We start from the raw sequence: 18,037 nt of genomic DNA, 5'->3' as shown, positions 1-18,037 counted from the left end.
CGGCTCTCGCGCTGGCGGCGCTCGTCGTGGTGGCCGGGGCGGGGGAGGCGTGGGCGCAAGCCCAGAACCAGGTGGTCCACCGTCGAGGTCGGCTCTGGGAGGAGCTGTGGAACTTCGGCATGATCGGCGACCCTGGCGCCTTCGACTTCCTCACGTCGGCGCCGATGGGTCTCTTCCCCGGCTTCCGCGGGTTCACGCACCCCGTCGGCGGCGAGCAGAACGCGATCAACACGTTCGCCAACGCCAACATGCACAACTTCCGGGCCGGCGTCTGGATCGCCGCTCGGGACGTGACCGTGCCCGGCCCGCCCCCCGCGTATTCGCCTCAGCCGGCCGACTATGAGCTGTTCGTCTCCGGCGGCAGCGAGGACACCTACGGCACCACGGCCGTGCTCCCGCCCCTCGCGCTCCAGACCAACTACCTCGAGGACGAGGGGTTCGACCCGCGCTTGCCCGAGGAGTGGACCGAGACGACGTGGGAGACCAGCCTGGGCTTGACCACGACGCGGCGGAGCTCGGTGTGGGGCTTCCCCGGCTACGCCGACTTTATCGTCTACGACTACACGTTCGAGAACACGGGCCGCGTGGTCTCGACGCTGACCGGCGAAGTGGTCCCGGACCCCGCCGCGTTCCAGCAGACCTTGGAGGACGTCTACATCGGGTTCCACGGCGCCGTCTCGGTCTCGACCAAGAGCCAGATCAACTTCCACAGCGACCTGACCGCCGTCCAGGCCGGCGCGTTCGGATGGAAGCCGCCGTACCACGACTACTACCAGGTCTCGGACGACCGGACGCTGGCGTTCTCGTACAACTACAACGGCGGCGCCGAGCCGACCCCGTTCAACACGTACCCCGTCAAGGACGGCCAGGCGTGGCGGCAGAAGTTTGGGCCCGAGTTGATGAGCCCGGCCGCGTTCGGCTGGCTCGCGCTCTCGGCGCCGACGCTCGACGGGACGGGGCAGCGGGCGACGCCGTCCCCGGACGTCCTGCGCGTGGACGTGTTCAAGGGGGGACAGCTGCTGGGCTCGGACCTCGACCTCGAGTTCTTCACCACGAACGGCCGTCCCAAAAAGGCCTTCCACGACTTCCTGATGACGCCGACCCGGCAGGAGCAGCTGGGCAACGAGGGCAACCGCTCCAACTTCTACACCCACTCCTACGGGCCGTACAGCATCGAGCCCGGCGAGACCCTCCGGTTCGTGATCGCTGAGATCGCCGGCGTCATGGACTACCGCGAGGTCATCGCCGGCGACCCCGACGGCCACTTCCCCGACAGCACGATTGCGGCCATCCAGCGCAACGCCGACCTGGCCCGCCAGGCCGTCGCGTGGGGGATCGGCGCGAGTGTCGACGGCTTCGAGATCGCGGCTGACGTGCCCGAGCCGCCGCCGGCGCCCCAGACCGACGCCGTCAACGCCTCGACGGGCACCGACGAGGCGGCCATCGCCGTCACCTGGACCGACGTCGCCGAGACCACGACCGTCGCCGACGGCTCGGGCGGCGCGTTCTACGACGGGCGCGCCAGCTTGGACGGCTATCGGATCTACCGCTCGACCGACTTCCAGTTCACGTCCGACACCGAGGAGCCCGTGTTCCGAGGCGCCGCCTGGGACTTGGTCGCCGACGTCCCCATCGCGGAGGCCGGCCAGTACCTCGACGCCGAGCTGGGCCGCTACCGCTTCGTCGACGAGGCCGTCGAGTTCGGCCGCCGCTACGGCTACTACGTGGCCGCCTACGACAGCGACCCGGCGCCCTGGACCTCGGCCAACGGGACCGTCGTGACGGACCTGCCGGAGCTGGTCAGCGGGAGCTACAACCGCTCCCAGGCCACGGCCGCCCTTGCCGGCCCGGTCGCGTCGTTCGACGTCTACGCCGTCCCGAACCCGTTCGTGTTCGGCGACGCCCAACGGTCGTTCGGGCTCAACGACCCGTACCGGATCGAATTCCGCAACCTGCCCGAGCGGGCCACGATCCGGATCTACACCGTCGCCGGGGACCTTATTCGCACCATCGAGCACGGGCCGGACGCGCGCGGCAACCTGTTCGGGACGACCGGCTGGGACCAGAAGAGCGACTCCGGCCTGCTGGTGGCCCCCGGCCTCTACGTGTTCCACGTCCGCTCCCAGACCGACGGCTTGGAGGCCGACGCGACGGGCAAGATCGTCATCGTGCGCTAGCCCCCGTTGCCATGACCCGCATCACGACCTGCCTCGCCGTCCTCGCCCTCACTCTGGTCCCGCCCGCCAGCGCCCAGGACAACAGCGACCTCGAGCAAGGCGACTTCAACAAGGGGGGGCGGACGGCCTTCCAGTTCCTCAAGATCGGCGTCGGCGCGCGACAGGCGGCGCTCGGCGAGGCGAGCGTGGCGACGGTCCGCGACGTCAACGCGGCGTTCTGGAACCCGGCCGGGATCAGCGGGATGCAGGGGCCGGAGGCGTCGTTCTCGTACACGAAGTGGATCGCGGACACCCAGTACGTGGGGGCTGCCGTGGGCGGGCGGTTCGGGGCGGCCACGACGGTGGCCCTGTCGGTCGCGGCGCTCGACTACGGCGACATCCCCGAGGCCGTCGTCGGTCCGGCCGACGGGCGGACGGGCAGTTCGGTCTCGGGCGGCAACGTGATGGTCGGCCTCCATGCGGCCCGCACCTTCACCGACCGGCTCTCCATCGGCGTCGGCGCCAAGTACGTCCACGAGTCGCTGGCCGACTACGGCACGGGCACCTTCGCCCTAGACGTGGGCACGACGTACGACATCGGCGCGCGGGGGCTCCAGCTTGCCATGAGCGCCCAGAACTTCGCCGGCTCGGTCCGCTGGCTCGACGAGGACTCGGCCGACCGCCAGGAGGGATACGACGTCCCCCTCGTGTTCCGGATCGGCCTCGCCGGCACGCTCGCCGGCGCCGACGGGTTCGTCGGGGCGCCCGCGGGGCACAGCCTGACGGCCAGCGCCGAGGCCATCAACACGAACGACTTCAGCGAGCGGCTGCACCTCGGCCTCGAGTACACCATCGACGACTTCGTGGCGCTCCGGGGCGGGTACCGACTGGGCTACGACGAGGGGCAATGGTCACTAGGGGCCGGCATCAACCCCGAGGTCGGCGGCGTCCAGATGCGCATCGACTACGCCTACGTCGGGTACTCCTTCCTGTCGGCGCCGCAGCGGCTGTCGGTCTCGTTCGCCCTGTAGCCGTGACTGAAACGACCAGAGGACGACGGCCGGCAGACGGCTCCCCCCGTCCGCGCGCCCATCGCTCCGCTCAACGGGCGTGCGGACTGTCCCCCTCATGCGCGAGGGGGACAGCGTTCCAGCCTGGGAGCGTAGCGACTGGCGGGAACGCGGGGGGAGCGACCGGCCCCGCTGGCGCCCGCCGCCAGCGGCTCGCGGCTGGGCTGGCGCTGGCCCTGCTGGTAGTCGCCCCACTCGTGGCCCAGGACCGGCCCGTCGATCTCGCCGATCCCCTGGTCGGGACCGAGGACGGCGGCGGCGCCACGTTCCCCGGCGCCGCGCTCCCGTTCTCGCTCGTCCGCCTGGGACCGGACACCCCGCTCCCCCAGAACACGAGCGGCTACGTGCCGTGGCGGCCCATCGACGGGTTCAGCCACACGCACGTGAGCGGGACCGGCGGGCCGGGCAAGTACGGCAACGTGTTCGTCACCGTCCAGACCGGCCCGCTCGACCTCGAGAGCTACACCTCGGATAAGGCGGGCGAGACGGCCCGGCCCGGGTTTTACGGCGTCGACCTGACGCGCTGGGGCGCCCGCGCCGAGCTGGCAGCGGCCGGCCGAGCCGCGCTCCACCGCTACACCTTCGAGGCCGACACCGCGCGCGTCCTGTTTGACCTCGCCCGCGCCGTCGACGTCGTCGAGTTCGCGCCGACGCGGCTGGTCCAGGGAAACGTCCGCGTCGTCGGCGACCGCGAGGTTGAGGGCTACGGGACGTACCGGGGCGGGTGGGGGCCGCCGGTCCCGTACCGCGTCTACTTCGCCGCCCGCTTCCGCCAGCCGTTCGTCGAGCACGGGACGTGGACCGCCGGCCAGGCGGCCCGTGGGGCCGACGCGGCCATCGGCGACAGCACGGGCGTCGGCGCCTTCCTGACGTTCGACACGTCGGACGGCGAGCCGGTCGTGATGGAGATCGGGATCTCGCTCACCTCCGTCGACCGGGCACGCGCCAACCGCCAGCCGGTCGAGGGTGTGGCGATGGAGACCGTCCGCGAGAGGGGGGAGGCGGTGTGGGACGAGCACCTGGGGACGATCCGCGTCGAGGGCGGCTCGGAAGACCAGCGCCGGATGTTCTACTCGGCCCTCTACAACACGATGCTGATGCCGACCGACGTGACGGGCGAGAACCCGCGGTGGACCTCTAGCGAGCCCCACTACTGGGACTACTTCGCCCTCTGGGACACCTACCGCGCCGTCCACCCCCTCTTTACGCTCGTGCGGCCGGAGCGCCAGCGCGACATGGTGCGGAGCCTGGTGGACACGTACCGCCACACGGGCTGGCTCCCGGAGTGCTGGACGAGCGGGACGCACGGGTTCGTCCAGGGCGGCTCGAACGGCGTCGTGGTCCTCGCCGACGCCGCCGTCAAGGGCCTGGAGGGCATCGACTATGAGACGGCGTACCAGGCGGCGCAGAAGGACGCCGACCGGCCGTCGCCCCAGCCCGGCGAGTACGGCCGCGACTCCGACGAGTACCTGACGCTCGGCTACTCGTCCACCAACAAGTGGTGCGGGTCGTCGCGGACGCTGGAGTACGCCCTCAACGACTTCGCCGTCGCCCAACTGGCGGAGACGCTGGGGCACGACCAGGATGCGGCCCGCTACCGCGCCCGGTCGCTGAACAGCTACAACCTGTTCATGCCCGACACCAAGTTCTTCTGGGCCAGGACGCCCGAGGGCGAGTGGGAAGAGGGGTTCGCGCCCGACTTCCAGATCGAGCGGTGGTGGGAGGGGCCGTACTTCTACGAGGGCCAGCCGTGGCACTACAGCACGTTCGTGCCCCACGACGTCGGCGGGCTGATCCGGCGGCATGGCGGGCCGCAAGCGTTCACCGCCCACCTCGACCGGCTCTTCGACGAGGAGCACTACGCCCACCACAACGAGCCGGGCCTGCTCTCGCCCTACCTCTACGTCTACGCCGGGCGCCCCGACAAGACGGCCGAGCGCGTCCGCCACATCCTCGCCACCGAGTACGCGCCCGTGGACGACGGCCTGCCGGGCCAGGACGACGCGGGCGCCATGTCAGCGTGGTACGTGTTCTCGGCGCTCGGCTTCTACCCCAACGCCGGCCAGGACGTCTACCTCGTCGGCAGCCCGCTCTTCCCGCGCGCGACGCTCGACCTGGGCGACGGCCGCGAGCTGGTGGTGACGGCCGAGAACGTGTCGGAGGCCAACCGCTACGTCCAGTCGGCGACGCTCAACGGGCGGCCCCTCGTGCACGCCTGGTTCCGCCACGGCCAGATCGCCGACGGTGGAACGCTCGCCTTCGTGATGGGACCCGAGCCCTCCAGCTGGGGACGCGACGCGGACCCGCCCCCCTCGGTCTCCGACGATCCCGCCCTCCGGTAGAGTCAGTCTCTGGCCTCTTCCCCCGACCGCTCGCATGGCGCATCAAGACGCACTCGTCCACGGCCTCCCCCTCACGCGCGAGAGCTTCCAGGAGCCCCCGCTCGAGATGGGCATCGTCCCGTTCTGGTTCTGGAACGGCGAGATGGACCCCGCCGAGATGGAGTGGCAGTTGCGCGAGTACTACGACAAGGGCGTCCGCAGCCTGTTCATCCACGGCCGGATGGCGCTCGAGATCGGGTACCTCTCCGACGAGTGGTTCGAGTGCGTCAAGTTCGCCGTCGCCAAGGGGAAGGAGATCGGGCTCGACCTGTGGGTCTACGACGAGATGGACTGGCCCAGCGGGACGGCCGAGCGCCAGGTGATCGAGGCCTACCCGCACACGGCCCAGAAGTACCTCGACCTGGTGGCGCTCCACATCGAGGGGCCGCTGTTCACGTTTTTGGAGGCCCAGGACTCGCGCTACGTCAACACCGGCCCTGCAAAGGCCGTCGCGGCGTACGGCGTCCGCACGGAGCAGTTCGAGAGCACGATCGAGGAGGTCACGGACCTCAACAAGCACCTGTCGTTCGAGAACACGGTCCCCTGGGAGGCCCCGGCGGGGAAGTGGACGCTGATGTACTTCCTCGAAAAAGAGGCCCCGTGGTACATCGACACGCTCGATCCGGAGAGCACCGAGCGGTTTATCGAGCTGACGCACGAGAAGTACCGCGCCGCCGTGGGCGACGAGTTCGGCCGTGCCGTGCCCGGCTTCTACACGGACGAGCCGGCGATGTACTACTTCCAAGTCGGGCTCCAGAACCACGTCGTCCCGTGGAGCCGGCAGATGTTCAAGATCTTCCGCGAGCGCCGGGGCTACGACCTCAAACCGTTCCTGCCGGCCCTCTACACCCGGATGGGCGAGGTCACGGCCCAGGTCCGGTTCGACTTTTACCAGACGCTGACCGAGCAGTACGAGGAGACCTACTACAAGCGGATCGCCGACTGGTGCCACGAGCACGGCACCCTGTTCACGGGCCACCTGCTGTTCGAGGAGCTGCTGCGGCTCCAGGCCCGGTGCGAGGGCAACCTGTTCCGCTATCTCCGCCACATGGACGTGGTCGGCGTGGACCACCTGTACCCCAAGGTCGGGAGCAAGTCGGAGCCGGCGGAGCACGTCGCGCTCAAGATCGGGTCCTCGGCGGCCCACCACTTCGGCAGCGCCCGGCTCCTGTGTGAGTCGATGGGGGGGACCTACTGGGACTGCACGCTGGAGCGGATGAAGTGGATCGCCAACTGGGAGCTGGTCCTGGGCGTCAACCTGTTCAACAACCACGGCTACCACTACACCATCGAGGGCGAGCGGAAGCGGGACTGGCCCCCGTCGCAGTTCTACCACCACACGTGGTGGGGCCACTACCCCCAGTTCACCGACTACATGGCGCGCCTCGGCCACCTGCTCTCGGGCGGACGCCACGTCGCGAAGGTCGCCGTGCTGTACCCGATCACGAGCATCTGGGCGCACTTCGTCCCCCAACACCGCGACGCGGCGAGCGCCGTCATCGAGGACGACTTCACGCACCTGACGGACGCGCTGCTGCGGATGCACCTCGACTTCGACTACCTCGACGAGGAGGTCCTGGCCGACGCCACCGTCGAGGACGGGACCATCACGATCCGCGACGAGACGTTCGAGGTCCTGGTCCTGCCGGCGACGACGCACCTGCGACCCGAGACGGTCGCCCAGGTCGAGCGGCTCGTCGAGGGCGGCGGCCACGTAATCGCGACGACGTTGGTGCCGCAGCAGGTGCTCCGGCCCGGCACGGCGGCCCCGGTCCCTCCCAATGGGCACGCCCCCGACCTCGACGGCCTGTTCGGCGTGGACGGCGCCGCGCTCCGCCAGCGGTTCGAGGACGGCCAGGCCGACCTCGAGGTGCACACCCGCGACGTCGGCGCGGGCACCGTCTCGGTCATCGCCGGCCCCGGGCTCCGGGGCGACGACGGCGTGATCCGGGACCAGGCGTTCGACGCCGTCCGCAACACGCTGCTGGGATGCATCACCCCGGACGTCACGGTCTCGGACGAAGCCGTCTTCTACCTCCACCGCGTAAAAGACGGCCACCACGTCTACTTCCTAGCCAACACGACGCAGCAAGATCGTGGCCGCGTCGAGGTCTCGGTCGAGCACGTCGGGCGACCCGAGCTGTGGGACCCGAACACGGGCGAGACCCGGCCGCTCGACGTGTACGAGGTCCGCGACGGGCGGCTCGTGGTGGCCCTCGACTTCCCGCCGAGCGAGGCCCGCGTCGTGATCGTCCCGGAGGGGAGCGACGCCAGCGGGGCGCACGTGACGGACACGAACCTGGACGGCGTGGCGATGGAGGACGGCGCCGTCGTCGGCTTCCTCACGGAGGGCGCTCCGTTCGCCGTCGTCGGCGGCCAGCGGCGGACGGCCGACGCCAAGGCACCGGTGGCGCCGGTCGGTCTCCCGACGGAGTTCGACTTCCACACCGAGGAACCCAACGCGCTCCTGGTCGGCGACTGGCGGATGCACTGGGCCGAGGCCGACGCCGACCGCGTCCAAGGCTTCGAGCGGCCCGACCTCGACGACGCCGGTTGGCTCGCGGTCACGAACGGGTCGTGGGAGATGCAGCTTCCGCAGGAGCGCGACGAGGCCGTCTACCCCGTCACCGTCCAGTACCGGACGCGCTTCACGGTCCGCGACGTACCCGACGACGCGCGGCTCCTGATCGACGGGTTCCGGGGCGACGATGTGAGACTGTGGCTCAATGGGACGCCGGTCCCGACCCGGGGCGAGCGCTCGTGGCTCGACGCCCAGATCCCCGAGGTCGATGTCCAATCGCTGCTTGTCGAAGGCGAGAACGTCGTCGCCGTCGAGTTGGCGGCCCGCAAGCGGACCGACGGCGTGCTCGACCTGCTCAAGCTCGTCGGCGACTTCGGCCTCGAGGGCTCCGAGGCCGACGGCTGGGCCGTCGTCGCCCCGCGCCGCCGCGTCGAGGTCGGCGACTGGACCGAGCAGGGCTACCCGTTCTTTTCCGGCACGGGCGTCTACCGCTGCACGGTCGAGGTCCCGGCCGACGTGCTCGACGGCCGCGTGACGCTGGAGGCCGACTGCGGCGAGGACGTCCTCGAGGTCCGCGTCAACGGCGGCCCCGCCCGCGTGGCGCCGTGGCATCCGTACCGGCTCGACGTCACCGACGACGTGGTGGCCGGGACGAACACCGTCGAGGTCCGGGTCACGAACACGTTGATCAACATCCTGGAGGGCAAGCCTCACGCCTCCGGCCTCATGTCGCCGCCGCGCCTGACGCACGCCCACCGCTACCGCCTCGACTGATGGCCGACCCCAACGGACGCCCGAACGGACACGCCCGCCGAGGGCGCGTGCTCGTCGTGGGCAGCGCGAACATGGACTTGGTGGTCGTCTGCGAGCGGTTCCCCGCGCCCGGCGAGACGGTCCTGACCGACGAGCTGACGGCGTTCTCCGGCGGCAAAGGCGCCAACCAGGCCGTCGCCTGCGCCCGGCTGGGCGGCGACGTCCGGTTCCTGGGCCGCGTCGGCGACGACGCCTTCGGGGGCCAACTCCTGGACGACCTCGACGCCGCCGGCGTCGACGTCGGCGCCGTCCAGGCCGACGACGGGTCGTCGGGCGTGGCCTTGATCACGGTCGATGGGCGGGGCGAGAACCAGATCATCGTGGCCTCGGGCGCCAACGGCCGCCTGGCGCCGGACGACGTCGAGGCCGCCCGGTCCCTGTTCGAGGCCGCCGACGTGGTCCTGCTCCAGCTCGAGGTGCCGGTCGAGACCGTCGAGCGCGCCGCGGCGCTGGCGACGGAGGTCGGCGCGCGCGTGGTGCTGAACCCGGCCCCGGCCCGGCCGCTCTCCGACGCGCTCCTGGCGTCGGTCGACGTCCTGACGCCGAACGAGTCCGAGGCCGCCGCGCTCTCGGGCGTCGCCGTGACCGACCGGGCCTCGGCGGGCCAGGCCGCCCGCGCCCTCGTCGCGCGCGGCGCCCGCCACGTCGTGGTCACGCTGGGGGCCGACGGCGCGCTCTCGGTCTCCGCCGAGCGCGAGCGACACGTGCCGGCGCCCGCCGTCCGGGCCGTCGACACGACGGGCGCCGGCGACGCCTTCAACGGGGCGCTCGCGTTCGCGCTCGCCCGGGGCCAGTCGGTCGACGACGCCCTCTTGCTCGCCAACGCCGTCGGCGCGGCGGCCGTCACCCAGCGCGGCGCCCAGGCCGCCATGCCGACGCTCGACCAGGTCGCCGTCTACGCCTCAGCCCACGAAGCCGACCACGAGTCATGAAAAAGATCGGCACGCTCAACACGCACCTGTCCCGCGTCATCGCCCGGATGGGCCACACCGACTGCCTCGTCGTGTGCGACTGCGGGCTCCCGATCCCCCACGGCTCCGAGGTCGTGGACCTGGCCGTCCGGCCCGGCCTGCCCGGCTTCCTCGACACGCTCGACGTGGTTCTGGAAGAGCTGGCCGTCGAGCGCGCCGTGATCGCCGACGAGCTGGTCGCGGGCGGCAACGGCGTCTACCACGGGCTCGTCGAGCGCCTCAACGGGACCGCCGTCGAGCACGTCTCGCACGAGCGGTTCAAGGCGATGGCTGCCAACGGTGGCAACACGTCCTACGTCCGCACGGGCGAGGCCTCACCCTACGCCAACGTCATGCTGTGCTCGGGGGTCACGTTCTAGCCATGCAGCACCGCACCTTCGGGCGTCTCGGCTGGCGCGTCTCGGCCATTGGCTTCGGCGGGTGGGCCATCGGCGGGGGCATGTGGGGCGAGCAGGACGACGACGAGTCGGTCCGGGCGCTCCACACGGCCCTCGACCGCGGCGTCAACTTTGTGGACACGGCCCAGGTCTACGGCGAGGGTCACAGCGAAGAGGTCATCGGCAAGGTCCTGGCCGAGCGGACGGAGGAGGTGTACGTCGCCACCAAGGTGCCCCAGCGCGAGGGCTTCGAGTGGCCGCCGCGCGCCGACGCCGACGCCCGAGACCTCTTCCCGGCCGACCACCTGATCTCGGCCTGCGAGGAGTCGCTGCGGCGGCTGGGCCGCGAGACCATCGACGTGTACCAGTTCCACGCCTGGGCGCCGGCGTTCAATGTCCAGGACGAGTGGAAAGAGGCGATGGCGACCCTCAAGCGCGACGGGAAGATCCGCGCCGTCGGCGTGTCGGTCCCCGACCACGCGCCCGGCGTCGTGGTCGGGTCGCTGCTGGACGGGACCGTCGACGCCGTCCAGACGGTGTACAACGTGTTCGACCGCTCGGCCGAATGGAACCTGTTCCCGGTCTGCCAACGGACCGAGACGGCCGTGATCGTCCGCGTCCCGTTCGACGAGGGCGCGCTGACGGGGAAGTTCGACGCCGACACCACGTTTCCCGAGGGCGACCACCGCCGGGACTACTTCGCCGACGGCGCGCTCGAAGAGACCGTCCGCCGCGTCGAGGCGCTCCGCGAGTTCAAGGACGAGCGTCACCCCGACCTCGACCTCGCCGAGTACGCGCTCCGCTTCGCCCGCAGCCACCCGGCCGTGAGCGTCGTGATCCCCGGGATGAGGACGCCCGAGCAGGCCGAGATGAACACGGCCGCCGGCGTCGGCGACCCGTTGGGCGCCGACGAGCGCGCCGACCTCGCAGCCCACGCCTGGCAACGCCATCTGTGGCTCGAGCGCCAAGACGACTGACTCCATGATCCCCGTCCTGCCTCTCACGCCCGAGCGCTTCGCGCCTTATGGCTCCGTCGCCCAGCCCCCCGGCTCCCCACCGACGGCCCAGGGCGACGCCTTCCGCTACTGGTCCGACGTCGCGCGCTACGCCGTCGAGGGCGAGACCGAGGTCGGGTACTGCATCGTCACCCGCCAGCCCACGCCGGCCGTGGACTGGGTCGAACGCCACGACCGGACGCCCGAGGTCCTCGTCCCCATCGACCGGGCCGTCGTGCTCCCCGTGCTGGGGGAGGGCGCCCTCGAAGCGTTCCGCGTCGAGCCCGGCGAGGTCGTCGTGATCGACGCCGGCGTCTGGCACAGCGCCTGCCATCCCGCCGACGGCGACGCGGCCACCTACCTCGTCCTGTTCCGGCGCGGCACGCCCGCCCAGGACGTCACGATGCGCGACCTCGACCCGACCCCGTTGTCTCTGTAGCTGGCGCCGCCCGCTTCCCCATCTCCACACTCCTCCGCAATGGACATCGGATTCCTGACCGGCAGCTTGGGCGGCGTCCCCCTCGAGCAACTCGTCCCGTGGGCCGCCCAGAACGGGTTCGCGTCGCTCGAGATCTCGACGTGGCCCAAGAGCGCAATGGGAGGCAAGCTCCCCCGCCACATCGACGCCGACGCCTTCACGGCCGACGACGCCGCGCGCGTCAACGACCTCCTCGACGAGCACGGCGTCCGCATCTCGGCCTTCGCCTACTTCGACAACATCTTGCACGGGCGCAAGGAGAAGACCGCCGAGCACCGGCGCTACCTCCGCAACGTGATCGACGCGGCGGCGCTCCTGGGCGTCGACCGCGTGGGGACGTTCGTGGGCGGGCGACCCGTCAACCCCGACCGCAACATGAAGGAGATCGGCGTCATCTTCCGCGAGGTCGTGGCCTACGCCGAAGACCAGGGCGTGCGCGTCATGATCGAGAACTGCCCCATGTTCAACTGGGTCCAGTTCGGCATCCCCGGCAACTACGCCTTCTCGCCCGAGCTGTGGGACGCCCTGTTTACCGAGGTCCCGAGCGACAGCTTCGGGCTCAACCTCGACCCGTCGCACCTCCTGTGGCTGGGGATCGACTACCTCCGGGCGACGCGCGAGTATGGGTCCAAGGTCTTCCACGCCCACGCCAAGGACGTCGAGATGCTGCCCGAGGGCCGCTACCGCTACGGCTCGACGTGGAAGCAGCTCGACGCCGACACCTGGCGGTCGGGCTGGTGGCGCTACAAGGTGCCCGGCGACGGCGAGGTCGATTGGGCCGCGTTCGTCGCCGCGCTCCGGGAGGTCGGCTACGACGACGTGCTCTCGATCGAGCACGAGGACGACGACTTCGAGGGCGAGGCCGGCGTCAAGGCGGGGCTCCTCAAAGCCCGCCAGCACCTCGAGAGCGCCGTTTGATGAGTGTGGGGGGAGGGGTATGGGAGGAGAGGGAGGAAAGCCCGCTCCCCCGCTCCCGACGTCCTCCCACACCCCCATCCTCCCACACACCCACACTCCCCGTTCCGCTCGTGCGCTCCCTCCTCGACGACGTCTACGTCCCCTACGGCTCTCAATACTACCGCGCGCCGTCGCCCCGGCCCGAGGACTGGGACCGCGACCACGCGCGCATGGCGGAGTTGGGGTTCACGATGGTCAAGTACTGGCTCCAGTGGCGCTGGAACCACCCCGCCGAGGACCGCTACGACTGGGACGACATCGACCGGCTGATGGACGTAGCCGACCGGCACGGGCTCCGCGTCATGCTCAACACCATCGTGGACGTGGCGCCGGCTTGGGTGTACCAAAAATATCCCGACGCCTCGATGGTCACGCTGGCAGGCGAGCGGATCGGGCCGCAGACGCAGCCGCACCGGCAGATCGGCGGGCTCGGGCTCTCACTGTGTCACGCCCCAGCTCAGGACCACATGTTCCGCTGGCTCCGGGCCGCCATCGAGCGGTATTCGGACCACCCGGCGCTGGCGATCTGGAACGTCGGCAGCGAGCCCGAGCTCACGCAGTCGATGGCCGAGATGCGGCTGTGGGCCGACGACGCCCAAAAGATCGGCGACATGCTCGACTACAACCCGCACGCCGTCGCCGCCTTCCGCCGGTGGCTCGCGGAGACCTACGGCGGCGAGATCGACGCGCTCAACACCGCCTGGAAACGGAACTACCAGTCGTTCGACGAGGCCGAGGTCCCGCGCACGCGGAACACCTTCAACGACCTGGTGGACTGGCGGACGTTCTTCGTGGACGTCCTGGGCCAGCACGTCCGCCGCCGCTTCGAGGTCGCGCGGGAGGCCGACGCCGGGCGGCACCCGCTGATGTGCCACCACGTCTTCCTGCAGGGCTTCCCGACCGTCTCGACGGCCAACGACCCCTGGAACGTCGGGCAGACGGGCGACCTCCACGGGATCACCCAGATGGACGACCCCATGATGTGCGACGTGCTCCGGTCGTGCGCCCGGGGCAAGCCCATCATCTCGGCCGAGATGCTGATGCTGATGGGCTACACGCTCGACCTGCCTCACGCGATCACCGCCGACGACATCAAGCGCCACGTGTTCACGGGGCTCGCGGCGAACCTCAAGGGGTTCCTCTTCTGGCAGTACCGCCCCGAGACCTTGGGCCGCGAGGCGCCGACGTGGGGGCTCTCGCACCTCGACGGAAGCTCGACGCCCTGGCTCGAGTCGTTCGCCGAGATCGGCCGCGTCCTGCAGGAGCACGCCGACTTTGTCCTCGACTGCGAGCCGCGCCCCTCCCAGGTGGCCGTCCTCTACAGCCCCGACAACCAGATCTTTACCTGGGCCGCGACGGGCAACGAGAAGAATGCCACGGACTCCATCTTGGGCGCCCACCGCGCGCTCTACGACCGGAACCACGTCGTGGACCTGGTCCACCCGGTCGATTTCGAGGGCGACACGCTCGATCAATACCGCGTCATCGTGGCGCCCTTCCCGTACTGGCTCTCGGCCGAGATCGCCGAGCGGCTGAAGGAGTGGGTCCAAGCCGGCGGCGTCCTCATTGCCGAGGCGTACGCGGGTGGGTGGGACGTCGAGGGCGGGCGGCACCACACGACGGTGCCTGGTTACGGGCTGGACGAGGTGTTCGGCGCCCGCCAGCGGAACGCCGAGCCGGCGTCGGAGCACGAGTACGCCCTGGTCCACGGCGCCACGCGCGCGTCGGAGGTGGCGGCGGTGCGCGGGGGCGTCGCCGGAGACGGGACGGTCGCGGCCCAGCCGTTCGACCCCTCGGGCGGGCTCGGCCGCGTCGAGGTCGTGGCGAGCGTGGATCTTCCCGGCTTCCCGGCCGGCTCGAAGGCGTACGGCGCGCTCGTCAAAGAAACGTTCTCGCTGGAGGGCGCCGACGTCCTGGCGACCTACGCCGACGGCCAGCCGGCCGTCACGAGCCACGCCTGGGGCGACGGCCGGGCCGTCCTGATCGGCTCCTACGTCACGCTCCCGCACCAGCGGACGGGCGAGCGGTCCAATGGCGCGCTCGTCGCCGCCCTCGTCGATCACGCGGTCGCCCTCGAGCGGCCCCAGGTCGTCGGCGACGGGGCGGTCCGCGTCGACGTCCTCGAGGACGGGGACGGCCAGATGCTCGTCGTCCGCAACCTCGAGGGCCGCCCTGTCCGGGCGTCGCTGTCGGTCCCCGGCCTCGAGGCCGGCCCGTTTGCGGAGGTGTTCGGCGGCGACGAGGTGGAGGCGACGGCGACCGCCGAGGGGGCGTCGCTGACCGTCGCCCTCGGCCCGGAGGAGGTCCGCGTCTACCGTGGCTGAGGCCGCCCCCAAGACGGTCCGCCGCAACGCCGCGCTCAACGTGGCCGACGGCGCGCTGTTCACGTTCGGGCTGAGCTTCGCCTCGGCCGCGACGGTCCTGCCGGTGTTCGTCGAGCGGTTGGGCGGCGGGGCGGTGGCCGTGGGAGCAATCCCCGTCGTGTGGGCGGTCGGGATGAACGTGCCCCAGGTTTTCGCGGCGCACCGCGCCCAGCACGCCGAGTCCCGCAAGCGGCTCGTCTTGGTGACGGCGCTCGCGCAGCGGCTCCCCTGGCTGCTGCTGGCCGTGGGCACGGCGTGGTGGCTCGGCAATGCGACGCCAGCGGCGGGGCTCACGTTCTTCTTCGCCGTCTACGGGCTCGCGGCGGTCGCCGGCGCGGTCGCCGTCCCCGCGTGGTTCGACCTGGTGACGGCGCTGACGCCGGTCGGCATCCGGGGGCGACTGTTCGCGGCCCGGGCCGTGACCGGGGCCGTCCTCAGCATCGTCGCGGGCGTCGTGTCCGTCGTCGTCCTCGAGGCGTTCGTCTACCCGACGAACTTCGCGGTGCTGTTCGGACTCGCGTTCGCGGGCGTGATGGGGTCGTACGCCATGCTTGCGCTTTTGCGCGACGACGTGCCGGTGCGGCGCGCGCGGCGCATCGAGCCCGCCCTGTTCCTCCGCCGCCTGCCGCGCCTGCTCCGCCGGCAGCCCGCCCTGCGCGGGCTGCTGGTGGCCGATGCGCTCGTCGTCGTGGGCGGGGTGGCCGGGGCCTTTTTCGCGGTCGATGCCATCGCCCGGTTCGGGCTCCCCATCAGCGCGGCCGGCCAGTTCACGGCGGTCATGGCGGCGGCGACCGTCGTAGCGAGCCCGCTCGCGGGCGTCGCCGCGGACCGCCGCGGGCACCGGGGCAACCTGGCGCTGGCGGGCTGGGCCACGGCCGCCGCCGCGCTCGTGGCCTGGCTCGCCCCGACGGCCGGCGTCTACCTCGTCGCCTTCGCGCTCTCGGCCGCCGCGCTCGCGCTCCGCACCGTCTCTCGGCTCCCGCTCATCGCCGAGCTGGCGCCCGAGGCCGACCGCCCCAGCTACGTCGCGCTCAGCAACGCGCTCACGGCCCCGTTCGCCGCGGTCGGCGTGGCCGCTGGCTGGGCCGTCGAGCGGTACGGCACCGACGCCGTGTTCGCCGGGGCGACCGCCGCCGGCGCCGCCTCGGCCTACTGGATGACGACTCGCGTTCGTGAGCCCCGCCACTCTGCCCCCGGCCTCCGATGACCGGCCGCCGCAAACGTGGGGCCTCCGCCCCGACCGCAACGAGATCCGCCCCCACTCCCCAGACTTCCATGAACGCCTCCCGACGCCGCTTCCTCAAGACCAGCGCCGCCGCTGGCGCCGGCGCCCTCGTGGGCGCACCCGCCTGGGCACGTCCGCTCCGGTCCTCGACGGATATCGTTCTTCGGCCGTACCCGAGCCCCGTGATGGGCGCCCTCGAGTGGGCCTACGCCTCGACGCCCGACGGCGACCCGTACATGTCGCCCATCTCGGTCACGTCCGAGGGCGTCTCGCTGCCGCAGTCGATGGCCAGCCGCCCGTTCGCGGTCAACGCGCAGTGGTACGTCGAGGGCTTCGGCAACGTCTGGCTCGAGGCCGACAACCAGGGCCGCTACTTCACGGCCGACGACTTCCGGGGGCCGCGCGTCCGCAACCTCAACGTCGAGTTCGCCCGGAGCACCGTCGCTCGCAACGCGGCTACCATCGGTCAGTATGTCGGGCAGGGGACCGCCTTCTCGGCCGAGGTGCGGGGGCTCCACGACCTGTCGCAGGAGCTCCTCGAGGACGCCAGTCGCCAGAGCGGTGAGACGGCGGGAGAGACCGCGAACCAGGCGCTGCTCTACGCGCTGTGGGCCGGCGAGAAGGCCGAGCTCGAGCACGCCCGGTCGGTCTTGGCGACGCCCCGGACGGGCGAGTTCCACTTCGGCTGCGAGACCCGGCAGTACATCTGGGCCAAGTCCGAAACGATGCAGGAGCGGTTCGTCGACGCCTTCAACTTCGCGACCGTGACGCACTACATCTGGGACACGTGGTACCCCGTGTTCGAGCCGCGCGAGGGCGTCTACCGCTGGGGTCTCAAGGACGACATCGTGGACTGGTTGGTGGACCACGACATCACCATCGAGGGCCGGCCGCTCGTGTGGTTCCACCCGGCCGTCACGCCCGACTGGCTCGCCCAGAAGGACTTCCCCGCGCTCAAGGGCTACGTCGAGAACCACGCGCGCGAGCTGGTCGGCCACTACGGCGACAAGGTGCTCCACTGGGAGGTGGTCAACGAGTACCACGACTGGGCCAACGTCCACGACCTGACGCCGGACCAGATCACCGAGGTCGTGCGCCTGGCCTGCGAGGTGACGCACGACACGAACCCGCGCGTCGACCGGCTCATCAACAACTGCTGCCCCTACGGCGAGTACGCCTCGTACGGCCACGCGGCCCACGGCGAGGCGGACCGCCCGCTCCGCACGCCGCGCCAGTTCGTGGCCGACCTGGTCGAGGCCGAGGTCCCGTTCGAGACCGTCGGCGTCCAGATGTACTTCCCGAACCGGTCGCTCGCCGACATCGTCCGCCACGTGGACCGCTTCGCGGCGTTCGGCAAGCCGGTCTACATCTCCGAGATCGGCGCGTCGTCGGGGCCGACCGAGGCCGCGCTCTTCGCCGACCGGATGGAGCTGACCGGCGCGCTCTACGACTGGCACCGCCCCTGGGACCCGGACCTCCAGGCCGACTGGCTCGAGCAGCTCTACACCGTGTTCTACGCCCGCCCCTACGTCCACGCCCTCAACTGGTACGACTTCGCCGACTTCCGCACGTTCATCCAGAACGGCGGGCTCGTCAACGAGGACGCCTCGCCGAAGCCGTCGTACGAGCGGCTCCGCGGCCTGCTGGCGGAGTGGAACCGGCTGCCGGAGTAAAGGGAGTGGTGGGGTATGGGAGTGTGGGCGACGGGCGAAAAAGGTGAAACTAGACCC

12 protein-coding genes and 1 pseudogene are annotated in these 18,037 nt (G+C 71.1%); all 13 read left to right on the top strand.

Features of this window, described 5'->3' with window-relative positions; genetic code table 11:
* Nucleotides 1-119 precede the first annotated feature (119 nt).
* The 13 genes and pseudogenes from ACOOHE_RS12225 to ACOOHE_RS12165 all read left to right on the top strand — a co-directional run bounded on the left by ACOOHE_RS12225 (nt 120) and on the right by ACOOHE_RS12165 (nt 17,980).
* Entirely contained in the window at nt 120-2,177 is a 2,058-nt protein-coding gene (locus tag ACOOHE_RS12225) for a hypothetical protein (protein ID WP_420454360.1), read from the top strand.
* An 11-nt stretch (nt 2,178-2,188) separates the two neighbouring features.
* Entirely contained in the window at nt 2,189-3,187 is a 999-nt protein-coding gene (locus ACOOHE_RS12220) for a PorV/PorQ family protein (protein WP_420454359.1), read from the top strand.
* Nucleotides 3,188-3,423: 236 nt separating this feature from the next.
* Nucleotides 3,424-5,568: a GH92 family glycosyl hydrolase gene (locus ACOOHE_RS12215; RefSeq protein WP_420454358.1), complete on the top strand. Its 2,145-nt coding sequence runs from the start codon at nt 3,424-3,426 to the stop codon at nt 5,566-5,568.
* 34 nt (nt 5,569-5,602) lie between these two features.
* The gene (locus tag ACOOHE_RS12210; RefSeq protein WP_420454357.1) at nt 5,603-8,902 is read left to right on the top strand and encodes a glycosyl hydrolase; all 3,300 of its coding nucleotides are present in this window, start codon (nt 5,603-5,605) and stop codon (nt 8,900-8,902) included.
* Complete coding sequence (gene rbsK, locus ACOOHE_RS12205; RefSeq protein ID WP_420454356.1) at nt 8,902-9,873, top strand: ribokinase; 972 nt, start codon at nt 8,902-8,904, stop codon at nt 9,871-9,873. Before ACOOHE_RS12210 ends, rbsK begins: the two co-directional genes overlap by 1 nt.
* Nucleotides 9,870-10,271, top strand: coding sequence for a D-ribose pyranase (gene rbsD / locus ACOOHE_RS12200; RefSeq protein WP_420454355.1), 402 nt, complete (start codon nt 9,870-9,872; stop codon nt 10,269-10,271). Before rbsK ends, rbsD begins: the two co-directional genes overlap by 4 nt.
* Nucleotides 10,272-10,273: 2 nt before the next feature.
* On the top strand, nt 10,274-11,266 hold the full coding sequence (locus ACOOHE_RS12195) for an aldo/keto reductase (RefSeq protein ID WP_420454354.1): 993 nt from the start codon (nt 10,274-10,276) through the stop codon (nt 11,264-11,266).
* A 4-nt stretch (nt 11,267-11,270) separates the two neighbouring features.
* Entirely contained in the window at nt 11,271-11,723 is a 453-nt protein-coding gene (locus ACOOHE_RS12190; protein WP_420454353.1) for an ureidoglycolate lyase, read from the top strand.
* A gap of 39 nt (nt 11,724-11,762) precedes the next feature.
* Entirely contained in the window at nt 11,763-12,680 is a 918-nt protein-coding gene (locus ACOOHE_RS12185; protein WP_420454352.1) for a sugar phosphate isomerase/epimerase family protein, read from the top strand.
* A gap of 110 nt (nt 12,681-12,790) precedes the next feature.
* On the top strand, nt 12,791-15,043 hold the full coding sequence (locus ACOOHE_RS12180; RefSeq protein WP_420454351.1) for a beta-galactosidase: 2,253 nt from the start codon (nt 12,791-12,793) through the stop codon (nt 15,041-15,043).
* On the top strand, nt 15,036-16,289 hold the full coding sequence (locus ACOOHE_RS12175; RefSeq protein ID WP_420454350.1) for an MFS transporter: 1,254 nt from the start codon (nt 15,036-15,038) through the stop codon (nt 16,287-16,289). The genes ACOOHE_RS12180 and ACOOHE_RS12175 overlap by 8 nt, the downstream gene beginning before the upstream one ends.
* Nucleotides 16,286-16,429, top strand: a pseudogene (locus tag ACOOHE_RS12170) (twin-arginine translocation signal domain-containing protein); the annotation flags it as partial. The gene ACOOHE_RS12175 and the pseudogene ACOOHE_RS12170, both read left to right, overlap by 4 nt.
* Before the next feature lie 63 nt (nt 16,430-16,492).
* Nucleotides 16,493-17,980 (top strand): endo-1,4-beta-xylanase, encoded by a 1,488-nt coding sequence (locus ACOOHE_RS12165; protein WP_420457625.1) that lies wholly within the window; start codon nt 16,493-16,495, stop codon nt 17,978-17,980.
* Nucleotides 17,981-18,037: the final 57 nt, after the last annotated feature.

This window comes from Rubrivirga sp. (assembly GCF_965213695.1).
Lineage (GTDB): Bacteria > Bacteroidota > Rhodothermia > Rhodothermales > Rubricoccaceae > Rubrivirga.
Note: the sequence above shows the minus strand (reverse complement) of the source record. Positions and strands in the feature narration are given on the sequence as shown.

Coding starts and splice junctions, on each gene's coding strand:
- ACOOHE_RS12225 (WP_420454360.1), top strand. CDS start 120: ATGATCGGCGACCCTGGCGCCTTCGACTTCCTCACGTCGGCGCCGATG.
- ACOOHE_RS12220 (WP_420454359.1), top strand. CDS start 2,189: ATGACCCGCATCACGACCTGCCTCGCCGTCCTCGCCCTCACTCTGGTC.
- ACOOHE_RS12210 (WP_420454357.1), top strand. CDS start 5,603: ATGGCGCATCAAGACGCACTCGTCCACGGCCTCCCCCTCACGCGCGAG.
- rbsK (WP_420454356.1), top strand. CDS start 8,902: ATGGCCGACCCCAACGGACGCCCGAACGGACACGCCCGCCGAGGGCGC.
- rbsD (WP_420454355.1), top strand. CDS start 9,870: ATGAAAAAGATCGGCACGCTCAACACGCACCTGTCCCGCGTCATCGCC.
- ACOOHE_RS12195 (WP_420454354.1), top strand. CDS start 10,274: ATGCAGCACCGCACCTTCGGGCGTCTCGGCTGGCGCGTCTCGGCCATT.
- ACOOHE_RS12190 (WP_420454353.1), top strand. CDS start 11,271: ATGATCCCCGTCCTGCCTCTCACGCCCGAGCGCTTCGCGCCTTATGGC.
- ACOOHE_RS12185 (WP_420454352.1), top strand. CDS start 11,763: ATGGACATCGGATTCCTGACCGGCAGCTTGGGCGGCGTCCCCCTCGAG.
- ACOOHE_RS12165 (WP_420457625.1), top strand. CDS start 16,493: ATGGGCGCCCTCGAGTGGGCCTACGCCTCGACGCCCGACGGCGACCCG.